The sequence below is a fragment of the Brevibacterium paucivorans genome, from assembly GCF_016907735.1.
GTDB classification, from domain to species: Bacteria; Actinomycetota; Actinomycetes; order Actinomycetales; family Brevibacteriaceae; genus Brevibacterium; species Brevibacterium paucivorans.
The window spans coordinates 825,761-848,465 of the sequence record NZ_JAFBCP010000001.1 but is presented as its reverse complement, the minus strand read 5'-3'; the positions used below and the strand labels follow the sequence as shown (position 1 = coordinate 848,465).

General features: G+C 56.9%; 18 protein-coding genes. 9 read left to right on the top strand and 9 right to left on the bottom strand.

Features of this window, described 5'->3' with window-relative positions; all coding sequences use genetic code 11:
• Positions 1-112: 112 nt before the first annotated feature.
• Genes kdpA through JOE56_RS03935 form a run of 5 tightly spaced genes read left to right on the top strand, consistent with a single transcriptional unit; the run spans position 113 to position 7,633 of the window.
• Positions 113-1,726 carry a potassium-transporting ATPase subunit KdpA gene (gene kdpA / locus JOE56_RS03955; RefSeq protein WP_239530578.1) on the top strand — a complete coding sequence of 538 codons (1,614 nt, stop codon included), beginning with the start codon at positions 113-115 and terminating at the stop codon, positions 1,724-1,726.
• Positions 1,723-3,798 (top strand): potassium-transporting ATPase subunit KdpB, encoded by a 2,076-nt coding sequence (kdpB, locus tag JOE56_RS03950; protein WP_204514929.1) that lies wholly within the window; start codon positions 1,723-1,725, stop codon positions 3,796-3,798. The genes kdpA and kdpB overlap by 4 nt, the downstream gene beginning before the upstream one ends.
• A 10-nt stretch (positions 3,799-3,808) precedes the next feature.
• Positions 3,809-4,396 (top strand): potassium-transporting ATPase subunit C, encoded by a 588-nt coding sequence (locus tag JOE56_RS03945; RefSeq protein WP_204514928.1) that lies wholly within the window; start codon positions 3,809-3,811, stop codon positions 4,394-4,396.
• 1 nt (position 4,397) lies between these two features.
• Positions 4,398-6,953, top strand: a complete 2,556-nt coding sequence (locus JOE56_RS03940) for a DUF4118 domain-containing protein (protein ID WP_204514927.1) — start codon at positions 4,398-4,400, stop codon at positions 6,951-6,953.
• Positions 6,950-7,633 (top strand): response regulator, encoded by a 684-nt coding sequence (locus JOE56_RS03935; protein WP_204514926.1) that lies wholly within the window; start codon positions 6,950-6,952, stop codon positions 7,631-7,633. Before JOE56_RS03940 ends, JOE56_RS03935 begins: the two co-directional genes overlap by 4 nt.
• An 84-nt stretch (positions 7,634-7,717) precedes the next feature.
• Here the strand turns inward: JOE56_RS03935 and JOE56_RS03930 are convergent, their stop codons facing one another.
• The 8 genes from JOE56_RS03930 to JOE56_RS03895 all read right to left on the bottom strand — a co-directional run bounded on the left by JOE56_RS03930 (position 7,718) and on the right by JOE56_RS03895 (position 17,226).
• Positions 7,718-9,799, bottom strand: coding sequence for a bifunctional metallophosphatase/5'-nucleotidase (locus JOE56_RS03930; protein WP_204514925.1), 2,082 nt, complete (start codon positions 9,797-9,799; stop codon positions 7,718-7,720).
• A gap of 153 nt (positions 9,800-9,952) precedes the next feature.
• Complete coding sequence (locus JOE56_RS03925) at positions 9,953-11,038, bottom strand: baeRF3 domain-containing protein (protein ID WP_204514924.1); 1,086 nt, start codon at positions 11,036-11,038, stop codon at positions 9,953-9,955.
• Between the two features lie 50 nt (positions 11,039-11,088).
• On the bottom strand, positions 11,089-11,988 hold the full coding sequence (locus JOE56_RS03920; protein WP_204514923.1) for a sucrase ferredoxin: 900 nt from the start codon (positions 11,986-11,988) through the stop codon (positions 11,089-11,091).
• A gap of 21 nt (positions 11,989-12,009) precedes the next feature.
• Positions 12,010-13,638, bottom strand: a complete 1,629-nt coding sequence (locus JOE56_RS03915; protein WP_338028617.1) for a Na+/H+ antiporter NhaC family protein — start codon at positions 13,636-13,638, stop codon at positions 12,010-12,012.
• Positions 13,639-13,688: 50 nt separating this feature from the next.
• Positions 13,689-14,402: an MBL fold metallo-hydrolase gene (locus tag JOE56_RS03910; protein ID WP_204514921.1), complete on the bottom strand. Its 714-nt coding sequence runs from the start codon at positions 14,400-14,402 to the stop codon at positions 13,689-13,691.
• Positions 14,386-15,489, bottom strand: a complete 1,104-nt coding sequence (locus JOE56_RS03905) for an S-(hydroxymethyl)mycothiol dehydrogenase (RefSeq protein WP_204514920.1) — start codon at positions 15,487-15,489, stop codon at positions 14,386-14,388. Before JOE56_RS03905 ends, JOE56_RS03910 begins: the two co-directional genes overlap by 17 nt.
• Before the next feature lie 58 nt (positions 15,490-15,547).
• On the bottom strand, positions 15,548-15,634 hold the full coding sequence (locus tag JOE56_RS03900) for a MetS family NSS transporter small subunit (protein WP_239530576.1): 87 nt from the start codon (positions 15,632-15,634) through the stop codon (positions 15,548-15,550).
• Between the two features lie 20 nt (positions 15,635-15,654).
• Positions 15,655-17,226, bottom strand: a complete 1,572-nt coding sequence (locus JOE56_RS03895) for a sodium-dependent transporter (protein WP_204514919.1) — start codon at positions 17,224-17,226, stop codon at positions 15,655-15,657.
• A gap of 176 nt (positions 17,227-17,402) precedes the next feature.
• Here JOE56_RS03895 and cysS point away from each other — a divergent pair, with 176 nt between their 5' ends.
• The gene (cysS, locus tag JOE56_RS03890; protein WP_204514918.1) at positions 17,403-18,854 is read left to right on the top strand and encodes a cysteine--tRNA ligase; all 1,452 of its coding nucleotides are present in this window, start codon (positions 17,403-17,405) and stop codon (positions 18,852-18,854) included.
• A gap of 2 nt (positions 18,855-18,856) precedes the next feature.
• Entirely contained in the window at positions 18,857-19,777 is a 921-nt protein-coding gene (rlmB, locus tag JOE56_RS03885; protein ID WP_204514917.1) for a 23S rRNA (guanosine(2251)-2'-O)-methyltransferase RlmB, read from the top strand.
• Positions 19,778-19,797: 20 nt separating this feature from the next.
• Here rlmB and JOE56_RS03880 read toward each other — a convergent pair whose 3' ends face one another.
• Positions 19,798-20,589, bottom strand: coding sequence for an SDR family NAD(P)-dependent oxidoreductase (locus JOE56_RS03880; RefSeq protein ID WP_204514916.1), 792 nt, complete (start codon positions 20,587-20,589; stop codon positions 19,798-19,800).
• A gap of 158 nt (positions 20,590-20,747) precedes the next feature.
• Between JOE56_RS03880 and JOE56_RS03875 the strand changes: the two genes are divergently transcribed.
• Together JOE56_RS03875 and JOE56_RS03870 are read left to right on the top strand one after the other, a co-directional pair.
• Positions 20,748-21,725, top strand: a complete 978-nt coding sequence (locus JOE56_RS03875; protein WP_204514915.1) for a LacI family DNA-binding transcriptional regulator — start codon at positions 20,748-20,750, stop codon at positions 21,723-21,725.
• Positions 21,722-22,705, top strand: a complete 984-nt coding sequence (locus tag JOE56_RS03870; RefSeq protein ID WP_204514914.1) for a LacI family DNA-binding transcriptional regulator — start codon at positions 21,722-21,724, stop codon at positions 22,703-22,705. Before JOE56_RS03875 ends, JOE56_RS03870 begins: the two co-directional genes overlap by 4 nt.

Genomic DNA, 22,705 nt, shown 5'->3' with positions numbered 1-22,705 from the left:
TCGTAGACATCGTGTGGTTAGCGTTTTGTTCCGTCACAACGGCTTACGTTTTTTACTCGCTCATCCGTCCTGAAAGGTTCGACTGACAGTGGAACTTTTGCAACTTCCGTTAATGGTCGCCCTGCTTGCTGTTGTGCATGTACCTATGGGCAACTATATGGCGCACACTTTTACGAGCGCTAAACACTTGAAGATTGAACGCTTCATGTACCGCCTTGCGGGCGTGAACCCGGAAGCACAACACACGTGGAAGATGTATCTGCGTAATATCCTGGTGCTTTCCGCGCTTTCCGTGTTGGGAATGTACATCCTCCAGCGGATTCAGCAGTGGCTTCCCATGAATATGGGACTGGGACCAGTACCTGCGGACCAGGCATGGAACACCGCCACCTCATTCGTGACAAACACCAACTGGCAGTCCTATGGTGGCGAAACTACCATGAGTCACCTGACCCAGATGCTGGCTCAGAACTTCCAGAACTTCATTTCGGCAGCTGTTGGAATCGTCGTGGCTATCGTGCTTATTCGTGCGATCGCATACCGCGAAACCGATAAATTGGGGAACTTTTGGGTTGACCTCGTTCGCTGTTGCCTCCGTATTCTTTTGCCCATCGCTTTTATAGGTGCAGTGCTTTTGATCCTGGGTGGGGCGATCCAGAACTTCAACGGCCCGCAAGTTGTGCAGACACTGGCTGGTGGCCAACAAACCATTCCAGGTGGACCGGTCGCGAGCCAAGAAGCCATTAAAGAATTGGGCACCAACGGTGGTGGTTTCTTCAACGCGAACTCCGCCCACCCCTTTGAGAACCCTAACGGTTGGACCAACCTCCTTGAGGTGTTCCTCATTCTGTTGATCCCGTTTGCACTCCCACGCACCTACGGCGTCATGGTTGGTGACAAGCGTCAGGGATATACGGTACTTGGTGCGATGGCGATTCTGGCCATCGGTTCACTTGTGAGCCTCACTGCCCTTCAGATGAGCTTCGCGGACAAAAACCTGGCTGCAATGGAAGGAAAAGAAACCCGTTTTGGCGTTCTTGGATCGACGCTTTTTGCTACAGCCACCACGCTGACGTCAACCGGCGCAGTAGACTCTATGCACTCGTCATACGAACCGCTCTCCGGTGGTCTTTTGATCTTCAACATGCTCTTGGGTGAAATTTCCCCTGGTGGTGTGGGATCGGGCCTGTATGGAATGCTTGTTGTCGCGATCATCGGAGTCTTCATCAGCGGACTCATGGTGGGCCGTAGCCCGGAATATATGGGCAAACGAATCGGACCCACTGAAGTCAAGCTCATCAGCATGTACGCGCTCGTCGTGCCTGTTGTTGTACTGCTTGGTACGGGTCTCGCAATCGCGCTTCCATCAACCCGTGACTCATTGGCCAACTTTGGCCCACACGGCTTGAGCGAAGTTCTCTACGCGTTCACGTCGGCAGGTAACAACAACGGGTCAGCGTTTGCTGGTCTCAACGCAAACACCCCGTTCTTTAACGTTGCGCTTGGTTTCGCAATGCTTTTGGGTCGCTTCGTCCCAATTGCGCTGGTGCTCTGCCTTGCCGGACGTTTGTCTGTTCAAGCCCCAGTGGCAAAAACCAAGGGAACACTACCCACCGACACTCCTCTTTTCTCGGTTGTCATGGCCGGAACAGCTTTACTGATTACCGGCCTGTCCTTCCTTCCGACACTTGCTCTCGGACCTCTTGCTGAAAGGTTCATGTCATGACCACTCAGATTCAGGAAACTGAAACTGAAACCCGGAATACCGCCTCGGCACAGTCTGGAATCAGTGGAAAGCTGATTCTGGCATCGTTGCCCCAGGCGCTCCGCAAACTCAACCCTGCGACCATGGTTCGAACTCCCGTGATGTTCATCGTGGAGGTTGGTGCGGCCATCACTCTCGTCCTAGGGTTCATCCACCCCAGCCTGTTCACGTTTACGTTGGCAATCTGGCTGTTCCTGACCGTGGTTTTTGCGAACCTGGCCGAGGCGGTTGCCGAAGGGCGGGGTAAAGCCCAAGCTGACGCGCTTCGAAAGACCCAGACGGCATCGACTGGCCGTGTGCGACGCCCAAGTGGAGAGGTCGAAGAAGTTCCATCTTCGTCCTTGCGACCCGGTGACGTTGTCATCGTGTCTGCAGGTGAAACAATCCCTGGCGACGGCGATGTGATCGCAGGGGCGGCAACCGTCGACGAATCGGCGGTCACGGGGGAGTCGGCGCCAGTGATTCGCGAATCCGGCGGTGACCGCTCAGCCGTTACAGGTGGTACACGCGTACTATCCGACACCATTGAGGTGAGAATCACCTCGGAACCGGGAAACACGTTCATCGACCGCATGATTGGTTTGGTGGAAGGTGCAAGCCGTCAGAAGACGCCAAATGAACTTGCTTTGAGCGCGTTCCTGTCCGTGCTGACGCTGATCTTCGTCCTTGTTGTTCTCACCTTGGTTCCAATGGCGAACTACTCGAACGCTCAGCAACCGATCACCGTGCTGATTGCGTTGCTGGTGTGTCTGATCCCAACGACGATTGGTGCGCTTTTGTCTGCAATTGGGATTGCGGGTATGGACCGGTTGATCAAACGCAACGTCCTTGCCACCTCGGGAAAGGCAGTGGAAGCTGCCGGCGACGTGACAACGCTGTTGCTGGATAAAACTGGAACTATCACGGTTGGTAACCGCAAAGCCACAGCCTTTGTCGCGGCTGAAGGAATCTCGGAAATCGAGTTGGCTCGCAAAGCTCAGCTGTCCTCACTTGCCGACGAAACTCCCGAAGGGCGTTCGATCGTGGTACTGGCCCAGGACGGTCTTGGGTTAGGAGAAGTTCCCGAAGCTGATTTTGCTCAAGCGGAGTTCATTCCGTTCAGTGCAGAAACTCGAATGAGTGGTGTCAAACTGTCGGAAAATCACCAAGTCGTCAAGGGTGCTGCTACTGAAATGGTCAAGTGGGTCGAGCAGTCTGGCGTGAAGGTTGGTGACGATGTCAAGCAAGCGATTGACCGCATTTCGAATGACGGTGGTACAGCACTCGTCGTAGCAGAAGAAGAAAACGGGAAACGCCAAGTCCTGGGGACCATTCATCTGAAAGACATCATCAAAGAGGGTATGGTCGAACGCTTTAAAACCTTGCGCTCGATGGGTATCCGCACCGTGATGATCACAGGTGACAACGAACTGACAGCTCGAGCAATTGCACGTGAAGCTGGCGTCGACGACTTTCTGGCTCAAGCTAAACCGGAAGACAAGCTGGCACTGATCCGTCGCGAACAAAAAGGCGGAAACATGGTGGCGATGACCGGTGACGGAACGAATGACGCTCCCGCACTGGCCCAAGCTGACGTGGGTGTAGCCATGAATACCGGTACTCAGGCCGCGAAAGAAGCCGGAAACATGGTTGATCTGGACTCCGACCCCACCAAGCTCATTGAGATCGTGGAGATCGGTAAACAGCTCTTGATCACCCGCGGTGCCCTTACGACGTTCTCGATCGCGAACGACATTGCAAAATACTTTGCGATCGTGCCGGCTATGTTTGTGGTGGCGTTCCCCGGCCTCGATGTTCTGAACATCATGCGCCTGTCCTCGCCAGAGTCAGCAATCACATCTGCGGTGATCTTCAACGCGATCATCATTGTGTTGTTGATTCCTCTAGCGCTACGCGGTGTGAAATACGTTCCCGGAACATCGCACCAGCTATTACGCCGCAACCTTGTTGTGTACGGACTGGGCGGGTTCGTCGTTCCCTTTATCGGTATCAAGATCATCGACATGATCGTTTCGCTTCTACCTGGTTTCTAAGGAAAGTCTCATGGCACAGAAAACCGCAGGGGTAGTTTCGGCTACCGTTCAAGCAACTCGCACATTATTGGTCTTGCTGGTCATTCTGGGGCTCATTTACCCCTGTGTGACGTGGCTAGTAGGACGACTCAACGCCAACGGTGCGGACGGTTCGTTCTTGGAGTACAACGGCCAGGCCGTTGGGTCAAAACTCATTGGACAAGACACTTCGGATGACCCAAGTCTGTTTCACCCGCGTCTTTCATCTGGTGACTACGACGGAATGTCCTCCGGTGGCTCCAACCTCAGCCCAGTAGGCGATGAGTTGCAAAAGACTATCGAAGACGCCAAGAAGTCTATTGCTGAGGAAAACAATGTCGATCCGGCCGAGGTTCCTGCCGATGCCGTAACAGCGAGTAGCTCAGGTCTAGATCCACATATCAGCAAGGAGTATGCTCACATTCAGATTGAACGTGTTGCGAAAAACTCGGGTCTATCGGTCGACAAAGTCGAAGAACTTGTTGAGAAGAACTCATACGGGTCGATCTTCGGATTCATCGGTAGTCCACGAGTGAACGTCAACACCCTCAACCTGGACGTGGTTAAGGCAAAGGGCTGAAATGAACGGACACCGCGGATCGCTCAAGGTTTTCTTGGGTGCCGCTCCGGGAGTGGGCAAAACCTACGCAATGTTGGAGGAAGCCCACTCCTTGTCGAAGTCTGGAACCGACGTGGTTGTTGGCGTTGTGCACACGCACGGGCGCGCTGGGACAGCTGCCAAAGTTGAAGGCTTGGAACTTATCCCAACTAAAAAGGTGCTCTATCGAGGATCTGAGTATGACGAGCTCGACGTTGACGCGATCCTGGAACGGCGCCCGGAAGTAGTGCTCGTCGATGAGCTTGCACACACAATCGTGGGAGCGGAAAGCTCATGCAAGCGTTGGCAGGATGTGGAAACGATTCTCAACGCCGGAATCGACGTGATTTCGACGGTAAACATCCAGCACGTGGAATCGCTCAATGACGTTGTCGCTGACATAACGGGACATGTTCAGAATGAAACAATTCCCGACGCTGTTTTGCGTAATGCTGACGACATCGAACTCATTGACTTAAGTCCGGACGCCCTTCGCATCCGCCTACGTCGAGGTCAGATTTACAAGCCAGCCGCTGCTGACGCTGCCCTTTCACGGTTCTTCCGGAAAGGGAACCTCACCGCGCTTCGCGAACTCGCGTTGCTGTGGCTTGCCGATCAAGTCGATGAGGGCTTAGCGAAGTACCGGAACGAAGAAGGCATTCACTCCACGTGGCCCGCACGCGAACGTATCCTTGTTGCGGTTGCTGGAGGACCACACGTACCCACTTTGATCCGCCGAGGTATGCGAATCGTGGGGCGTATGGCTGGACGTGAACTTGTGGTTGTTCACATCGTTCCCACGGACGGTGCGCCACTCATGGCTGATACAGAGATTCAACAGGCGAGAACGTTGACGGAATCCCTTGGAGGTACGTGGCACACTCTATCGGGTGAAGACTACGCGGAAACTCTTTTAGAGTTTGCCAATACCATCAACGCCACCCAGCTGGTCATCGGGTCTTCGCGAACGCCGTGGTACAAGAAACTACTATCGCGACCAACGAGCTCACGCATCATCGACGGTGCGGGAGACATCGACGTCCATATCGTGACGAACCACGGAGCCGGTGAACCACAACCACCGCGACGACGACCTCGGCGAAACCTGTCTGTAGCACGCACGGTGAGCGCGTGGGTTTTGGCCGGTGTGTGTATCGCCGGCATTACAGCGATGGGAATTTCAGAGGCTCATGAAGTGGTCGCGTTTTCCACTTTGAGCATGGCTTATGTCCTGGTGGTTGTGGTTGTTGCCCTTGTCGGGGGACTGTGGCCGGCGCTCGCATCCGCTGTTGTGGGAACCGGATTACTCAACTGGTTCTTCACTGAGCCTTTGCACACCATGTCGATCGCTGAACCGGAAAACATCTTCTTGTTGTTCGTGTTCATCGTGGTTGCAGCTCTCGTGGCACGTGTAGTTGACGGGGCCGCGCGGAGGACGCAAGAAGCACGAACGGCTCGTGCTAACGCACAGCTCATGACCGAACTGGCAGGATCAGTGATTCGCGAAGGTGTTGATATCCAGGCCATTCTGGACAAGATCTCTCAAGCGTTTGGCCAAGACAGCGTCACCTTGGGCTACTTCGACGACAACAAGAGTCTTGTAACGGAATACCGTTCGGGAAAGGAGCTCACGTCAGCAAACGAAGCCGATGAGACGTTTACTCTGGATGACCACCACGTACTTCTGTTGGCTGGGCGCCCGCTCAATGCGAGTGAACAGAGAGTATTGGACGCGTACACGGGACGTCTCGTTGGTCTCATGACTCAGACGCAGCTGACCGAAGCGCGCTTGCAAGCCCGCCAGTTGGAAGCTGCGAACGCGATTCGTACAGCATTACTCAGTGCCGTTTCGCACGATCTGCGGACGCCTCTGGCAACAATCAAAACCTCAGTTTCCGGTCTACTTCTCGATGATGTAGACCTGCCAAAAGATCTGCAAGCTGAGCTGTTGCGTTCGATTGAAGCATCCTCTGATCGGCTCGACAGGATCGTGGCTGACCTTTTGGACATGTCACGAGTGCAAACGAACACGCTCAATATCAACGAATCCGTTATTGGACCCAGCGAACTGGTGGCCCGCACTGTCGATCACATGGACCCAACGTTGAAACCTGAACCGCTTGAAATTGCGGTTCCCAACGACCTTCCCCTGGTCAGAACTGACGCAAGCTTGGTGGAGCGAATCCTGGAAAACCTGTTGTCGAACGCCGCTAAACATACAGGAAATGGAGTGAAGATCGATGCGGCGCGAGAGGGAGACCGGGTAGCAATTCGTGTCATTGACTTTGGCCCGGGTCTCAGCGATGAAGCGAAACAACAACTGTTCACCCCGTTTACTCGCATGGGCGACACCACTAACTCGCGTGGACTGGGACTTGGTGCCGCCGTTGCGAAAGGGCTAGCCGAAGGAATCGGTGGCGAACTTGTCGCCGATGACACCCCTGGCGGTGGGCTCACGATGGTTCTGTCTCTGCCCATTGGAAAAGTCATTCACACACCGTTCGTATCAGATCACATGACGACAAGGAGTACGCTGTGATTCTCATTGTTGAGGACGACCCGACCCTGTCACGTGCAATGGCAGTGAACCTCATTGCGCGTGGCTACAAGGTGCTTACTGCTAACACGGGGGAGCAGGCGCTAACCTTGGCGTCAGATCACCCGATCGAAGCTATTTTGCTTGACCTTGGACTACCGAACATGAGTGGTCTGGATGTCATCGACGGAATCCGCGGTTGGTCACAAGTCCCCATCATCGTGGTGACTGCGCGACATGAAACGCAATCAAAAATCGAGGCTTTAGACCGCGGTGCTGACGACTACGTCACTAAGCCATTTGCACTAGGTGAGTTGTTGGCCAGACTGCGAGCAAACTTGCGTCGTGTTCCGCAGGAAACGGCTGAACCGGTCGTCGTCACCTCCGACGGCCGGTTGTCGATTGACTTGGCCCGCAACGTCGTGTCGGTGTCGGGCGAACAGATTAGCCTCACGCCACACGAGTGGAAGATCGTCGGTTACCTGGCACGCCACCCTAATCGCTTGGTCCGCCGGGAAGAACTCCTGACACACGTATGGGGCAAGGGCTATGAAAAGGAAAGCAACTACGCGCGCGTCTACATGTCACAAATTAGGCAGAAGCTCGAAGTTGATTCTGCAACGCCAAAGTACTTCATTACGGAACCGGGCATGGGGTACCGCTTTGTTCAAGGCGATGACTGACCGAGTATAACCGGGACCAATGATGTGAAGGCGGGGCTGATCTCTGATCAGCCCCGCCTATGCTATTCAGTTTTTCGTGGTTGCTTAGTTCTTGCGACGAGTAGCTACCGAGATCACGGCACCTGCTGCAAGGAGGGCAACACCGACGCCCAACGCAACACCGATCTGCGCACCTGTACGTGGCAGCGGGTTCGAGGAATCCTTGCCAGCTTCGTTGTCAGAGCCGTCAGAATCGTTGGAGTCGTCATCCGGCTTCTGCGAAGGAGCGTCCTCGGAAGGCTTGTCAGTTGGTGAGCCTTCAGTTGGGTCCTCGCTTGGCTTGTTTTCACCAGGCTTTTCCTCACCTGGCTTGTCTTCACCAGGCTTTTCTTCGCCAGGTTCGTCTTCAACTGGGCGGGTCGACGAGGTCAGCCACCAGCTTTCGACGAAGAAGTCCTTGGGGTCGATGGTCTTGTTCTTCACAGTCCAGTCGACGATCGCCTCGCGGATCGCAATCTGGTCGTTGTACACCTCGGGCAGGTCACTTACCGGGTAACCCGAACCACCAGACGCACGGTAGTTGTTGATCGCCATGACGAACTCGTCGGAGTCCTTGAGCTCAGAGCCATCTTCCAAACGCAGGTTCTCGATGCGCTCTCCAACCGGCTTGGAAATGTTGATGTCGTACTTCACACCGGTGACAGCGTCGTATGAGTAGTCTGGAATGTCACGTCCGCGTTCCTTGTCCGGTGCATTGGTGACTTCTTCAGGGTTGAACTCGGCGCCTTCGTCGACCTGCTTGAAGTAGCGCGCCGACCATTCGAGGTATTCACGCAGCTGCTTACCGTTGATCTTGACACCCGAAAGCGTGTTGTCGTACACGTACAGTCCGGCAACGTCGCGGATCGTGACATCGCCCTTCTTGAACTCAGCGGTACGGCTGAACGGTGACGCCTGCGAAATGACCGGCAGGTCCTTGTATTCGCTGTCCTTGAGCGCATCGCGAACCGTTTCAGCCTGCACGTAGGAAATGAAGTCCACGATTGCGGTGTCTTCGTAACGCGAGGTCTTTGCGCTCATGGTTTCGGTTGCCTGACCAACCACTTTGTTCACGTGCTTGATGGTCTTTTCGTGTGGAACCTTCAGCGCGTCCTTGAGTTCTTTGTCCTCAGGGGCGTCACCCGAGTAGTGCGGGGTGACCTTAGGCTTGTTGCCTTCAGACCAGTCAACCTCGAAGCCGCCCTTTTCGTTCGGCACCAGGGACAGACCCACCTCGGAGACGGAACGAGCCCAGAACTTAGGCTGCGTCACCAGTGCCTGAGTGCCGTCTACCTGCTTGACGTACTCTTCAGGCTCATCCTGGTGAGAGTGCCCTGCGATCACAATGTCAATGTCGGGGACTTCGCGGGCGACCGAGGTGGAAAGGTCGTCGGTCTTGGCTTTAGGGTCCCAGCTGGAGCCTTCAGGGTCCTTACCGGAGTGAGCGAGGGCAACCACGACGTCAGCGCCGGCTTCTTTTGCCTTGGGAGCCCACTTCTTTGCAGAAGTTACGATGTCATCGAAGTGTGCTTTGCCGTCGAGGTGCTGCTTGTCCCACACGGCAGAGCCGGGCGGCGTCACACCAACGACACCCACCTTGACGGTCTTCCCGTCAATTTCACGTTCAACGATGGTGTACGGGTCGAACATCGGTTCGCCGGTCGCGTCGTCAATGACGTTTGCGCCCACAAGTGGGAAGTCGACCTGGCTCTGGTAACGCTCAAGGAATTCGAGCCCGTAGTTAAATTCGTGGTTACCGACAACCTGAGCGTCATAGCCGATCATGTTGTTTGCGGTAGCCATGGGGTGCTCTTTGCCGGTCTTCAGGATGTTTTCCTGGTTGGCGTAGTAGCTGGTGAGCGGGCTTCCCTGGATGCTGTCACCGTTGTCGAAGACGAAAACCTTGTCGGCTCCACGTTCGGCGCGTACCTTTTTCACGATTGAGTTCACGTGGGTCAGGCCAAGTGAGTCGTCGGAAGGGTACGGCTGGTCTGTGAAGTAGTCGAAGTCGTAAATGTGTCCGTGCACGTCGGTTGTTGCAAGGAAACTCAGGTCAAGGTTTTCCGGTGCCGGTTGCGCCAGTGCAACTACCGGGCTTCCAGTGATCGCGCACGCTGTGACAGCGGCGGCAAGGGTGCGAATTCGCATCTCGGGGGGCTCTTTTCGTAGAGGTTTTGAGGACTCTATGAGTCTAAAATGTGAAAACGGTGATTCTGGTTACACGATGTTCAATCCGTGGTTAAGGATCACTTCTCCCGCACGCTAGCCGTGGGCGCTCGCTGTGTTTTTCAGTACTCCTGCTCAGTACCGGAAGAGAGCAGCGACGTTCTCCACACTTCCGTCTGACATGATGATGAGTTTTCCGGAGCTTTGTAGCGTGGCCAAGATGGCTTCGTTCACGTCATCAGCGTTCAGAGTCACGCCGGGATTGATGAAGAGCGTGTCCACGCGCCCCTCAACCGCCGCGTCGCGAATCTTGTCGCTTTGGGTAGCGCTCAAGCCAGTTCCGAGCTTGGCTGAGAAACGTTCAAACACAGCGTCGTCTTGTGCTTTGAACGTGGGAAGAATCGCGTCCCATGCGGCAGCGTGAAGTTCTTTGGGGGAGCGGTCGTCCGGGTTCCCTTTGACCATCGCGTCTTGTAGTGCGGGGTACGTGCAGAACTGTTTGAACACCGGGTGCGCCTCGGCAACGGCGGCCAAAATCATGGGACGCGACCTGGCTTTACCCAGCAAGTCACCAACACCCTGGCCCACTGCTTTGAGGAACTTGTCCACGAAAACGGAATCGGCTTCGTCGCCTGCTCCATGCCCGTGGAACATGGCACGATCACCGCCAACCGAACGGGACTGCAGCTGTCGCTGGCGTTCATCTGCACTCACAACGTCGTCCATCGACGCGGGGACTGTGTCACCCAGATCCAACTCCGTGACCGAATCGCGGGTTGCGTCAAACAAACGCACCTTTGCACGTGAGAGGGCCAGAATGTAGAACTTCGAAGACTCAGCCAGCGCGGTTGCCAGCGGACGCAACGCGAACTGTTCACCCACGTGGACGAGTTCATCCAACGGAACGCCCACCCGGAAAACAAAGTGAACGTCGTCTGCAGAGAATAGGGCAAGGCCGTCGCCCTGGTTACGCCAAAACGGCCCGTCGTTGATCAGCGACGTAAACGGTTCCAAGCGCGCATCGATTGCATTGCTGTCGAGCCCAGCGGTTGAAAGCTGTCGTTGTGCTTCACCCAGAAGCGACTTGAGGCGCGTGGAAGATTCGCGTGACTGTTGATCAGTGCGGTCAACTGGCATGAGCACCGACAGGCGAGGTCCGGTAGCTTGTGCCATCTGCTCGAGGTGTGTCTTTTCGATCTGGTCAAAACTACTGTGTCCCATGTACGGATCTTACCCGCAAAAAATGTGATCCGCATCTCATTATGTGTACGTCATAGCAACGTAGCGCGGAACACCTTGACCTTTTTATCACCCTTGCCGCACGTGGCAGGACGCGCGGGCAGGTCGCTCGCCGTCTGCACGACCTCAACCGAGTGGGCGCTTCCATCTGCGCACACGACCCGGAACACCGTCTCACTCGTGTTCTCCACCGCAACCACATCGGCAACCCCGGTGAGGTGAAAGCGAGACCGCACTGCCACCTCGGCGGCCTGCCCCGGCTTGGAAAACGCACTGCGCCCACGCAACAGATCCAACTCAACCTGACCATCAACCGCCAGATCCCAGATCTGGCGCGCCGCCTGCGCGCCCGCCCGCCCGTACGTGAATCCCCAGGGGAGGACGATCATGGCAGGTGCGAACCGGTGCCCGCCCGTGTGGCTGGTTTCCCATACCCGGGCCGAGGTGGTTTCCGGCGCGTCTGCACCGTCCGATGACCCGCTGGCGTGCTGCGAAAGGAGCGCTGCAACCGGACGACCTTTCAGTGCACAGCACACGTCGCGCTTGCCATGCGTACAGATCAGAGCGACGGGGGAGTCGAGGGTAGTTGCGCCCGGAATCGTTTCCGGATGGGACACGTCCAAGGACAGAAGGTCCGAGACGCTACCGATAGTAGTGGCGTAAAGAGCCTCATGGCCAGGAGTCGACTCGGCGATGAGGACGCGGTGGCCGCCTGAGTCTTGACCGCCTGAGCCAGGTTCGCGAATGAACTGGAACCGCGCGTTGTGCGCGTTCATGTGGGCTTTGATCTGGGATGCCAGTTCCTCGCCCAAGGCATGGCCATCTAAAGCATCATGCCCCCAACCGTGGCTGAACTCCACACATACCCACAGGGTCGCTTCAAGAGCAGTCCCGGGAAGAGGCTCATCAAAAAAGTCAGAGCACGCTGTCATGCACTAGTCCTTTACGTGAAACTATGCCTCGCTCGTTTCGGAGGCCATAGGTTCGTCATCAAGTTCGAAGCCGTGGATCTTTTCCAAACGCGTCCAGCGCCACACGCCAGCCAGGATTAAGCCGATGAGAACCACGAGTGTGACGATCATACCTACCCACACCTGGTGAGTGAGTGCTACGGAGACATAACCCAGCAGTGCGGCCACTGCCGTTGCCAGGGCGTATGGAAGCTGCGTTTGCACGTGAGTGACCACTTCACAGCCGGCACCCGTGGAGGACAAAATCGTGGTGTCAGAAATAGGCGAGCAGTGGTCACCCATGACCGCACCGGCAAGAACGGCACCCAAAGCAGGAATCACCATGTCGGTTGCCCCCACTGCCAACAGGATGTCACCGGCAAGTGGAATCAGCAGACCAAATGAGCCCCACGACGTTCCAGTAGCAAATGCCATGGCTGCCGCAATGACGAACATGAGCGGAACCAGCCACTGGGTTGGGATTCCCGCATTCTCAACGAGCCCGCCCAGGTACTCACCGGTTCCCAAAGCTTCGACCACAGTTCCCAACATCCACGCGAGGATCAAGATGTAGATTGCCGGAAGCATGGACTTGGTGCCCTCGGCTATTCCTTGGAACAACGTTCCAGCGTTGAACTTGTCGTGGTTGCGTGTGTAGCGGAAGTAGTAGAACACGGCAGCGATCAGACCCGCAATGCCTCCGTAGAGAAGCGAGTTAGGCACCAGGGTTGAGGCCAGCATGTCCATGGGGTTGGCGCTTCCGCTTTCCATGTACCCGGTCACGAACATGGCGCCAATAACACCAGCAACCAAGAACACGAACGGAACGATCAACGAACGCAGAGCGCCGGGGCGGTAGACCGGGAGGTCTTCGGAAAGCTCACCGGGGATCTCGGCGTCTTTTGCGAACATTTCACCCTTGGCCAACGCCCTGCGCTCTTCACGTCGCATGGGGCCAGCTTCCAGGCTGAACAGGATCACCAGGAATACCGCGACAATCGCACCGATTGCGTAATAGTTAGCGGCCGCAGCCCCCAAAAAGCCCATGACACCGTTGGGTGCTACCGCGGCTGCCGCGATGATGGGCGCCATAAGACCGATAATCGACGCACCCCAACTGGAAAACGGTGCAAGGACCGAAACAGGCGCAGCAGTCGAGTCGATGATGTACGCGAGTTTTGCGCGCGAAACCTTGAACCGGTCAGATACTGGGCGGGCGACCTGTCCCACGGCCAACGCGTTGAAATAGTCATCGATGAAGATGGCGATTCCTAAGAACGCGGCGAGCAGTTTTGCGCCACGGCGCGATTTGATGTGTTTAACTGCCCAGTCCGAAAACGCCTCGGTACCCCCGGCCATGAGCACCAAAGCCGTGATGACGCCCAAGACCACCAAGAAGATCAAGTTGAACACCTGGTCGGTGTTCACACGACCCGCTTCTGAGTCCCAAAAGATAACGGCGAACGCTGACCAAATTTGTGACAGCGTGCCAAGCGGATTGAAGTTCTCGACGAGAAGAGCAGCGAGAACCACACCCAACCCGAGACTTACAAGGACCCGCCGTGTGATGATTGCACTGAGAATCGCGATGACAGGCGGAAGGATCGTGAGGATTGGATACTGGTCAACCACGGACGCTAACTCCCTTGTTGATGAAGGTTGATATAGACAGTTTAGTGGGGTTAGTGCCCGCGGGCGATCCATTCGCTCAGGTGAGGGCGTTCGGCACCGATTGTGGTTGCGTCGCCGTGACCTGTCAGAACCACCGTTGAGTCCGGCAACTCAAACAGCGTGGAACGGATCGAATCAATGATGGTGTCAAAGGACGAGTACGAACGTCCCGTGGCTCCCGGGCCGCCAGCGAACAGCGTGTCGCCGGACAACAGAACCGGCGTGCTGGCGTTCTCACCAAGCTCTTTGCGAAGTTGGTCTACAGCCTGCCCGAGGTCGTTAGGCAACTGGGCGAGTGTGAGTCCACTTTCGATGTAGAAGCATGTGGATCCGGGGGAGTGGCCCGGAGTGTGCAGGGCTTGTAACTCGAGCCCGGCGATTCTGAACGTGTTGCCAGCGGAGATGTTTTCATCGGGCTCAACATCGGGGAAGACAGCGTCCCACAACATGGAGTCTTCCGAGTTCAGGCATACGGGGATTCCACCCAGCGCGTCCTTTGTCTCAAGCGCGTAGCGGATGTGGTCGTCGTGGCCATGCGTGAGCAGAATACGTTCACAAAAACGGGTTCCCGCCTTGTCTGACACAAGTTCAGGGTCGTGGGCAGGGTCGATGACAACGACCTCGGCGTCATCCCCCACAATCCACACATTGTTGTCCACGTCCCACGTTCCGCCGTCAAGCGAAAACGTGCCGGACGTGATGAGGCGTTCAATTCGTGCTGTCATTGATAACCACCGATCGTAGGACTTCTCCGCGTCCCATTTTGGCAAATGCGTCTTCGACTTGGTCAATGGTGATGCGTTCAGAGACGAATTTGTCCAGTGGCAGGCGTCCTTGTTTGAAAAGGTCGATGTACATGGGGAAGTCGCGTTCAGGTAGGCAGTCGCCATACCAGCTGGACTTCAGTGAACCACCTCGGCCAAAGACGTCGAGCAGCGACACGGTGAGTTCCATTTCAGGGGTAGGAACCCCCACAAGAACCACAGTTCCCGCGAGGTCACGGGCATAGAACGCTTGTCGCCAGGTGTCTGGTACGCCCACCGCGTCAATGACGACGTCTGCACCAAAGCCGCCTGTGAGTTCTTGAACGGCCTTGACTACGTCATCTTCGCCGAGGTCGCTCGAGTTGATCGTGTGAGTGGCGCCCAGGTCTTTTGCCCACTGGAGTTTCCGGTCGTCAAAGTCGAGCGCGATGATGGGGGAGGCGCCGGCTAGACGTGCTCCTGCAACAGCGGCTGCTCCCACGCCTCCGCAACCGATCACTGCGACCGATTTGCCGCGGGTGACTCCACCGGTGTTAATGGCCGCTCCCAGGCCGGCCATGACGCCGCAACCCAAGAGACCCGCGACTGCCGGATCGGTTTCTTCGACTTTGGTGCATTGGCCAGCGGCGACCAAGGTCTTGTCTGCGAAACTGCCGATCCCCAGGGCGGCTTCGAGTTCAGTTCCGTCGGTGAGCGCCATTTTCTGCGTTGCGTTGTGGGTGTCGAAGCAGTACCACGGTTCGCCACGCTTGCACGCACGGCATTCTCCACAGATCGCGCGCCAGTTGAGAACAACGAAGTCGCCTGGCTCCACATTTGTAACGCCTTCGCCTACCTGGGCTACGACTCCTGCTGACTCGTGGCCCAACAGGTATGGGTAGTTGTCGCCGATCCCGCCTTCGCGATAGTGGAAGTCCGTGTGGCACACACCGCACGACTTTATGTCGACCACGACTTCGCCTGGTCCGGGATCCGGAATCACAATGTCAACGAGTTCGACCGGCTGTCCTTTGGCTTTAGCAACAACGCCTTTAACTGTCGTGGGCACGTCATCTCCTATGCGTGATTGACTATGTGTCTAAAGCCAGTCTATGTAGGAATCGAGTTCAGCTTCCAGAAGCGTCTGGATGTCTCATCAAATGTACGATCGCAGCTCCCAAGCCACCCCAAAGAGTAGCGATGGCCAGAACCATCATGATGATTGCAGGTGTGCTCATGCGGGGTCTCCTTGATTGTCTGCGCTACTGATTTCTTTTTGAGCTTCATCGTGGTGCGCGCGTGCTGCTTCAACCGTGCCCTTTCGCCATGGGATCAGCGACAGGACGACTGCGAAAACCACGAGCCCAGCCACCATGCCCCAGCCGAACACGCCCACGAACCATCCGGGGTATTCGCCATAGCCGTTAGTGGCCATGTCATATGTGGACGAAATGAACATGTAACCCAAAACGAGTGGGATGACAACACCTAGCAAGGCCATCCAGACCCAGCCCACTTTGAAGCTGCTGACCTTGTTGAGGTGATCGCGCAACATGGGCAGGGCGCGGATCACCCATGCCAGGCAAATGAGAACAACCAAAGCAATTCCCACGATGCCCAAGTTGTTGACGAACGCATCAACCACATCCAACACACTCATACCCGTGACTGTGGGGTAGAGGACGCATGACGCCACCGCCATCACACCACCAAAAACAATGGTTGAGGTTTTGGGTGAAATGCCAAGTTTGTCTGCAACCGCCGCTGTGACGACCTGAACCAGCGAGATCAGGGATGTCAGGCCGGCGAACACCAAGGACAAGAAGAACAAGATTCCGAAGATAGATCCGCCGGGCATTTGCGAAATGAGGGATGGGAAGGCAACAAACGCAAGTCCCGGCCCACCTGCAACAGCGTCGCTGACAGGAGTTCCCGTCTGGTGGGCCATGAAGCCCAGAGCCGCGAACACCCCAATTCCTGCCAAGATCTCAAAGCTGGAGTTAGCGAATCCAACGACCATCCCAGAGCCGGTGAGGTTCGTGCGCGGTTTGAGGTACGACGCGTAGGTGATCATGATCCCAAACGCCACTGATAGTGAAAAGAAGATCTGACCGTACGTGGCAATCCACACATGGGGGTCCGTCAGTGCGCTGAAGTTTGGGGTAAAGAACGCGTCGAGTCCTTCAGCTGCCCCAGGCAGCATAAGAGAGCGAACCACCAGTGCTAAAAACAGCACCATCAGGACGGGCAAGAAAATCTTGCTCACACGCGCAATTCCGTTTTGCACACCACCCACAAGGATGAAAAGGGTAATGACCCATACTGCAATGAGCGGCAACAAAACCCCCGTCACCGGTTGCAGACTAAACGTGGCCTCCGTCGACTGTTGAAGGAACGTGGAGCCAAAGAACGTTTCCGCGTCGTCGCCCCAGGTCTGGTTGATAGAAAAGAAGGTGTAGCAGATTGCCCATGCAATAATGACTGCGTAATAAATGGCAATCACAAAAGCGATTCCCACGTGAACCCAACCGATCGGCTCGGTTCCGCGATTCAAAAGACGAAAGTTCAGAGGTGAGGACGAACGGAACTTGTGGCCGATCGAATAGTCCAAGAACAAAAACGGGATTCCCACGGTGAGGAGCGCAATCAAATAGGGCAGAATAAACGCGCCGCCACCGTTTTCATATGCGACGTAGGGGAAGCGCCAAATGTTTCCCAACCCTACGGCCGATCCAACCGCAGCCATGATGAACGCCGACTGTGAATTAAACACCTGGCGTGGCTGAGAGGAAGTTTCTTGTTTCATCGACTGTCCTTTTAAACCTGTGTTGTCCGTAAAACTGCACAGAAATGTGCAATGCACGTGATTAAACCCCGCGAACTTCGCGGGGCCGACAGAACGTGAAATATATAGCGTGAATCACGTCCTTGTAATTCAATCCCACATCGTAGACAAGTTCAGTGTTTAAGTACACTTGATGCGTGACGATTCAGCTGTATAACTCGAAGACCCGCAAGCTAGAGCCTTTCGCTCCCGTGAACCCAGGGCGTGCCAGCCTCTACGTATGTGGTGCCACTGTTCAGGGGGCTCCGCACATTGGGCACATGCGTTCAGCAGTTGTTTTCGATCAGTTGCGTCGCTGGATGACCTTCCGGAATTTTGACGTCACCCTGGTCCGAAACGTCACGGATATTGACGACAAGATCCTCTCCAAGTCCGTTGATGAGGGTCGCCCGTGGTGGGCTCACGCGTTCCTTTACGAACAAGTCTTTACGGACGCATACGCCCGAATCGGAGTCGCACCACCTACCTACGAACCACGCGCAACCGGGCACATTCCCGAGATGATTGCCCTGATCGCCCGTATCATTGAGGCAGGCCATGCGTACCCTGCGCAAGACGGTTCCGGCGATGTCTACTTCGACACCGCCTCGTGGCCCGAATACGGATCGCTGACCCGCCAAGACCGCGACAGCATGGAAGACGCCGCTGACGCACCTGTGCGCGGCAAGCGCGACCCGCGTGACTTCGCGGTCTGGAAGGGCCACAAGGATTCTGACCCGGTTACAGCGTCATGGGAAACCCCATGGGGCCGAGGTCGTCCCGGCTGGCATATTGAATGCTCGGCAATGAGTACCAAGTATTTGGGTGCGCAGTTCGATATCCACGGAGGCGGACGCGATCTGCGTTTCCCTCACCACGAAAACGAAATGGCACAGTCCAACGCGGCGGGAGACCCGTTCGCAAACCTGTGGATGCACTCCGGGTTGGTGAGCGTCGATGGCAACAAGATGTCCAAGTCCTTGGGCAACTCGATTTTCGCCCACGACCTTTTTGACGAATACTCGCCACTACTCGTGCGCTTCTTTCTCACCTCGGGCCACTACCGATCTCAACTCGAGTTCACCCGGGAGAACGTGGCACAACAACAGGCGGCGGTCACACGCATCTCAAACTTCCTCACGCGGGCCCGAACCGAACTTGGGGACGCGGCACCTGCCGTCGTGTCCTTCGAGAACGGCTACGAATCCGGCCACGTGGCACCAGAGTTCGCTCAGGCCATGGACGATGACTTGAGTACACCTCGGGCGCTCGCGGTGGTTTTTGAGTATGTCAGCCAGGGATACAAACTCTTGGAAGACGGCGCGTCAGCCAACCGCGAAGAACTTTCGCACACACTGGTGGCGGTCGAAACGATGCTCGACACGTTGGGAATCAACCCCACCGGGCCAGTGTGGGCAGAAACCGGTGACAGTGCAGACGCCGCCGCCCAGGCGCTGGACGTGCTCGTATCCGAACTCGCCACACGCAGGCTCGAAGCCAAAAAGGAAAAAGACTTCGCAACCGCTGACGCGATTCGCGATCAGCTCACGCAAGCAGGCATTGTCATCGAAGACACCGCGGATGGATTCCGCTACCACTTAAAGGACTAGTCATGTCGAAACCAGGATCACGCGCTCGCAAAGGAACCGGAGGGCACGGACGCCGAGCACTCGCCGGTAAAGGCCCCACGCCCAAGGCCGAAGACCGCGTCTACCACAAGGCGTACAAGGCAAAACAAGAACGACTCAAGCGGGCGGCACAGCAGCAAGCGCGCAAAAAGAAGAAGGAGCACGGCTCCGATATGGTGGCCGGGCGTAACTCCGTTCTCGAGGCCCTACGTGAAGGAATTCCCGCTACCACCCTGTACGTGGCTCGCCGGATTGACGCCGACGAGCGCGTCCGCGACATCATCGAAGCCGCGTCAGATCGGGGAATTCCCATGCTCGAAGCTGGGAAGCCTGACCTCGATCGGATCACTGATGGCGCCATCCACCAGGGTGTCGCCCTTCAGATTCCACCGTACGAGTACTCACACCCGGACGACCTGCTGGCCCTTGCCCGCGACCGCGCGGAACACCCGCTCGTCGTAGCGTTGGACGGAATCACCGACCCTCGCAACCTCGGAGCCATCGTCCGTTCCACGGCAGCATTTGGCGGACACGGTGTCATCATCACAGAACGCCGCGCAGCTGCCATGACAGCGGCAGCATGGAAGACCTCGGCGGGGGCAGCTTCCCGAATCCCGGTAGCGCAGGTTGTGAACTTATCCCGGGCTATTGACGACCTCAAGAAGAACGGCGTGTTCGTTCTTGGCCTGGACATGGGCGGGGACGTGCAACTGCCCAAACTGGATCTCGCTCGCGAACCCGTGTGTCTGGTCGTGGGGTCAGAAGGTAAAGGTCTTTCGCGTCTGGTGCGTGAAAAGTGCGACCAGATTGTGTCGATCCCCATCAGCGCAAGCACCGAATCGCTCAACGCGGGAGTTGCGGCAGGAGTCGCCCTGTACGAGGTGGCGCGCACCCGCATGCTCTGAGGTGCGCCTGTGCGCTGAGGTCAGACGCGCGGCGAAAAACGCCCGTCGTGGGCCATCCAGCCACCGTCTACCAGCAGGGGCGTACCCGTGACATACGTCGACGCGTCAGACGCCAAGAACAAAACGGGGCCTGCCATTTCGTGCAAGTGACCCCATCGGCCCACTGCAGTCTTGTTGGCATACGCGTCCCACCATTCGGTGTCGGATTTGATCTGGGCGGTCAACGGTGTGTCGAACGGGCCGGGCAGAATCGTATTCACGCGGACCCCCGAACCACCGAGTTCGCTCGCAAGCGTCTTGGTCAACTGAACAACCCCTGCCTTCGCCGCGGCGTACAGACCTTGCCCAGGTTCAACAACCTCGGCACGGAACGACGCAAAGGTGACGATCGAACCCCGGCCGCGTTCGCGCATGTTGTCACCGAACGCGCGCATCAGACGATAGGTTCCTTTGAGGTTGATGTCGATCACGCGATCGAACTCGTCATCCGTGGTGTCCAGCAGGCGCTTACGGACGTTTGCCCCTGGCGTGATCACCAGTGCGTGAGCATCGGCAAACGACTGGGCGAGCGCGTCGACACTGCTCGTATCGGTGATGTCCACGGTAAACGCTTCAGCCGAACCTCCGCGCTCTGCAATGATCTGAGCGGTGGCCCGGGCGGCTTCAGTGTTGAGGTCCGCGCAGACAACGTGCGCACCGGCATCGGCTAGGCCCAGCGCTGAAACCTGTCCCAGACCGGAACCACTGCCCACGACAACGGCCGTGTGGTCGCTCATATTGAACAGGTTCGGAATGTTGGGGACGTGTGTCATGACTGGGGCCTTTCGCATGTGATCGGTGCTATCGATGAAACAACACTACGTTTAGTGACTAGGCTCACGGAAGAGTGTCCACATGCCGTTCCGTGTATCCGTGTCATAGGCAGTGCGGTTACATGACCACGCAGACGGCGATCTCGTAGACTACGCGTATGACAGTGCGCATCCAGGACGTGGCCAACGCGGCCGGTGTTTCTGTCACGACCGTTTCTCGCGTGCTGTCTGACCGTGGCATTGTCGCCGAATCAACACGCCAAAAGGTTCTCGACGCTGCGCACAAAGTGGGATACTCGCGTTCCACGTTCCTCCCGCGCAATGACGCACGCTTCATCGCTGTGGCCACCCCACAGGACCCCGAACACTGGCAGCTCGAAGTCAGCCGACTGGTCAACGCGGAACTGCAGTCGCACGGGATCCTCACCATGACCCCGCTCATCGACACCCACCTCGAATCCTTGGAAACTTCGATTCGAGCCGGTGCCGGACTCGTCGTTACCCCCACGTTCACACACCTTGATGTCGACGTTCCCGTGGTCCGATTCGATGAAACGTCGTTTGCCAGCCCCAGCACGTCTGCCAATGAAACCATTGCCGCCAAACTCGACCTGGCTACCGGCCTGAGCTTGGCGTTTGAACACTTAACCGACCTGGGACACCGCAAGATCGGCCTGGTGTGTAAAGACACGGGTGAACTCGCGGACCTGCTCGCCGCACGGTTCCTCGCCGAACACCCCATGCGCCACTTGGGTGATGCCAACGACTGGATCGTCCGAGTATCCAAGTCATACTCCGGTGGTATCCACGCGGCTCTGCGCCTCAAAGACGCGGGAGGAACAGCCGTTATTGTGCAAGGACAGCTGCAGCTTTTTGGTGTTCTGGATGCAATCCGCAAGCGCGGACTCACCGTGCCACGTGACCTTTCCGTGGTGGGGATCGGCGACAGCCTGACGACCCAGTACACGGGCCCACCTGCAACTGTCCTTTCGCTGGATACTGTAGCCATGGCACAAGCGCTCGCGGCAGCCACACGCGCCGTTTTACATATTCCCGGCGAACACATGAAGTCAGTACCCCCCAATTTCCGCCCCAAACTCATTGCCCGCGGATCAACCTCGGCAGGTCGCTCATGAGCCGACCCACTCTCAAACACATCGCTGAACTTTCCGGTCTTTCCGTCGCTACAGTGAGCCGCGTCCTTCGTGGGAAGTCGTCGGTGAGTGAGTCTGCTGTTCGGGCGGTGGAAACCGCTGTTCGCACGCTGGGCTATGGAACAACGCCCGAGTCGTCTTCTGCAATTGCGGTGGTACAAGCAGTTCCTGTGGGAAGCGACATCGACCCGTACGAAACCCTGTTTCTTCACGTCTCGGAACGCTTGTTTGACGTGGGTCGGGCAGCGGTCAGGGTTCTCGCCGGCCCTGGAATTCCCTCGGCCACTCCTTTGCTGACCCGGTCTGGGATCCAAGGCGCTCTGGTGTTGGGTGGTAGCTCTGCCGGGCCCGAGGCGGTCCGCATGCAAGAAGAGGGCATCCGGGTTTTGCGCATTGCCCAGTCCACCTACGCTGAAACCGCGCAGATTGTTTTGGACCCCACGACGTCCTTGGACACGGCACTGAGCCATTTAGTGAACTTGGGGCACACCAGGATTGGGCTGGCGGTTCCACGAAACAGCGCGGCGGCTGCCCGTATTTCGACATTCCGTAAACGCCTCGCTGAACTCCTGCACATTTCGGCGACCCGCGACCAAGCCCCGGTCGCCATGGCTGAACCTGGCCTTCCCGCGGGTATTCATGCGGCACAAAAACTGCTGACGGCCAACTGCACCGCAGTGATCGCGACATCGCCGTCGTTGACCTTTGGGCTCCTCGAAGCTGCCCGGCGTGAACGGCTGAGCGTCCCCGAACACGTGTCGCTCTTGACGGTGGGAGACATCCGTGACGCCGATGTTCTGGCCCCGCCCATCTCCCAAGTCACCTACGACTGGCAGGCTGTCGCCGAAACAGCTGTAGGCATGCTCGAAACCATGCTCAGCCGCCCCGGTTACATGCCGGCCTACTCCATGTCGCCTGAGCTTGTTTTGCGCAGTTCAGAAAAACCGATCCGCAAGCGCTAA

Coding starts and splice junctions, on each gene's coding strand:
- JOE56_RS03925 (WP_204514924.1), bottom strand. CDS start 11,038: ATGGGACACAGTAGTTTTGACCAGATCGAAAAGACACACCTCGAGCAG.
- JOE56_RS03945 (WP_204514928.1), top strand. CDS start 3,809: ATGGCACAGAAAACCGCAGGGGTAGTTTCGGCTACCGTTCAAGCAACT.
- JOE56_RS03940 (WP_204514927.1), top strand. CDS start 4,398: ATGAACGGACACCGCGGATCGCTCAAGGTTTTCTTGGGTGCCGCTCCG.
- JOE56_RS03930 (WP_204514925.1), bottom strand. CDS start 9,799: ATGCGAATTCGCACCCTTGCCGCCGCTGTCACAGCGTGCGCGATCACT.
- kdpB (WP_204514929.1), top strand. CDS start 1,723: ATGACCACTCAGATTCAGGAAACTGAAACTGAAACCCGGAATACCGCC.
- JOE56_RS03895 (WP_204514919.1), bottom strand. CDS start 17,226: ATGAAACAAGAAACTTCCTCTCAGCCACGCCAGGTGTTTAATTCACAG.
- kdpA (WP_239530578.1), top strand. CDS start 113: ATGGTCGCCCTGCTTGCTGTTGTGCATGTACCTATGGGCAACTATATG.
- JOE56_RS03920 (WP_204514923.1), bottom strand. CDS start 11,988: ATGACAGCGTGCTCTGACTTTTTTGATGAGCCTCTTCCCGGGACTGCT.
- rlmB (WP_204514917.1), top strand. CDS start 18,857: ATGTCGAAACCAGGATCACGCGCTCGCAAAGGAACCGGAGGGCACGGA.
- JOE56_RS03875 (WP_204514915.1), top strand. CDS start 20,748: ATGACAGTGCGCATCCAGGACGTGGCCAACGCGGCCGGTGTTTCTGTC.
- JOE56_RS03900 (WP_239530576.1), bottom strand. CDS start 15,634: ATGGTTCTGGCCATCGCTACTCTTTGGGGTGGCTTGGGAGCTGCGATC.
- JOE56_RS03910 (WP_204514921.1), bottom strand. CDS start 14,402: ATGACAGCACGAATTGAACGCCTCATCACGTCCGGCACGTTTTCGCTT.
- JOE56_RS03870 (WP_204514914.1), top strand. CDS start 21,722: ATGAGCCGACCCACTCTCAAACACATCGCTGAACTTTCCGGTCTTTCC.
- JOE56_RS03880 (WP_204514916.1), bottom strand. CDS start 20,589: ATGACACACGTCCCCAACATTCCGAACCTGTTCAATATGAGCGACCAC.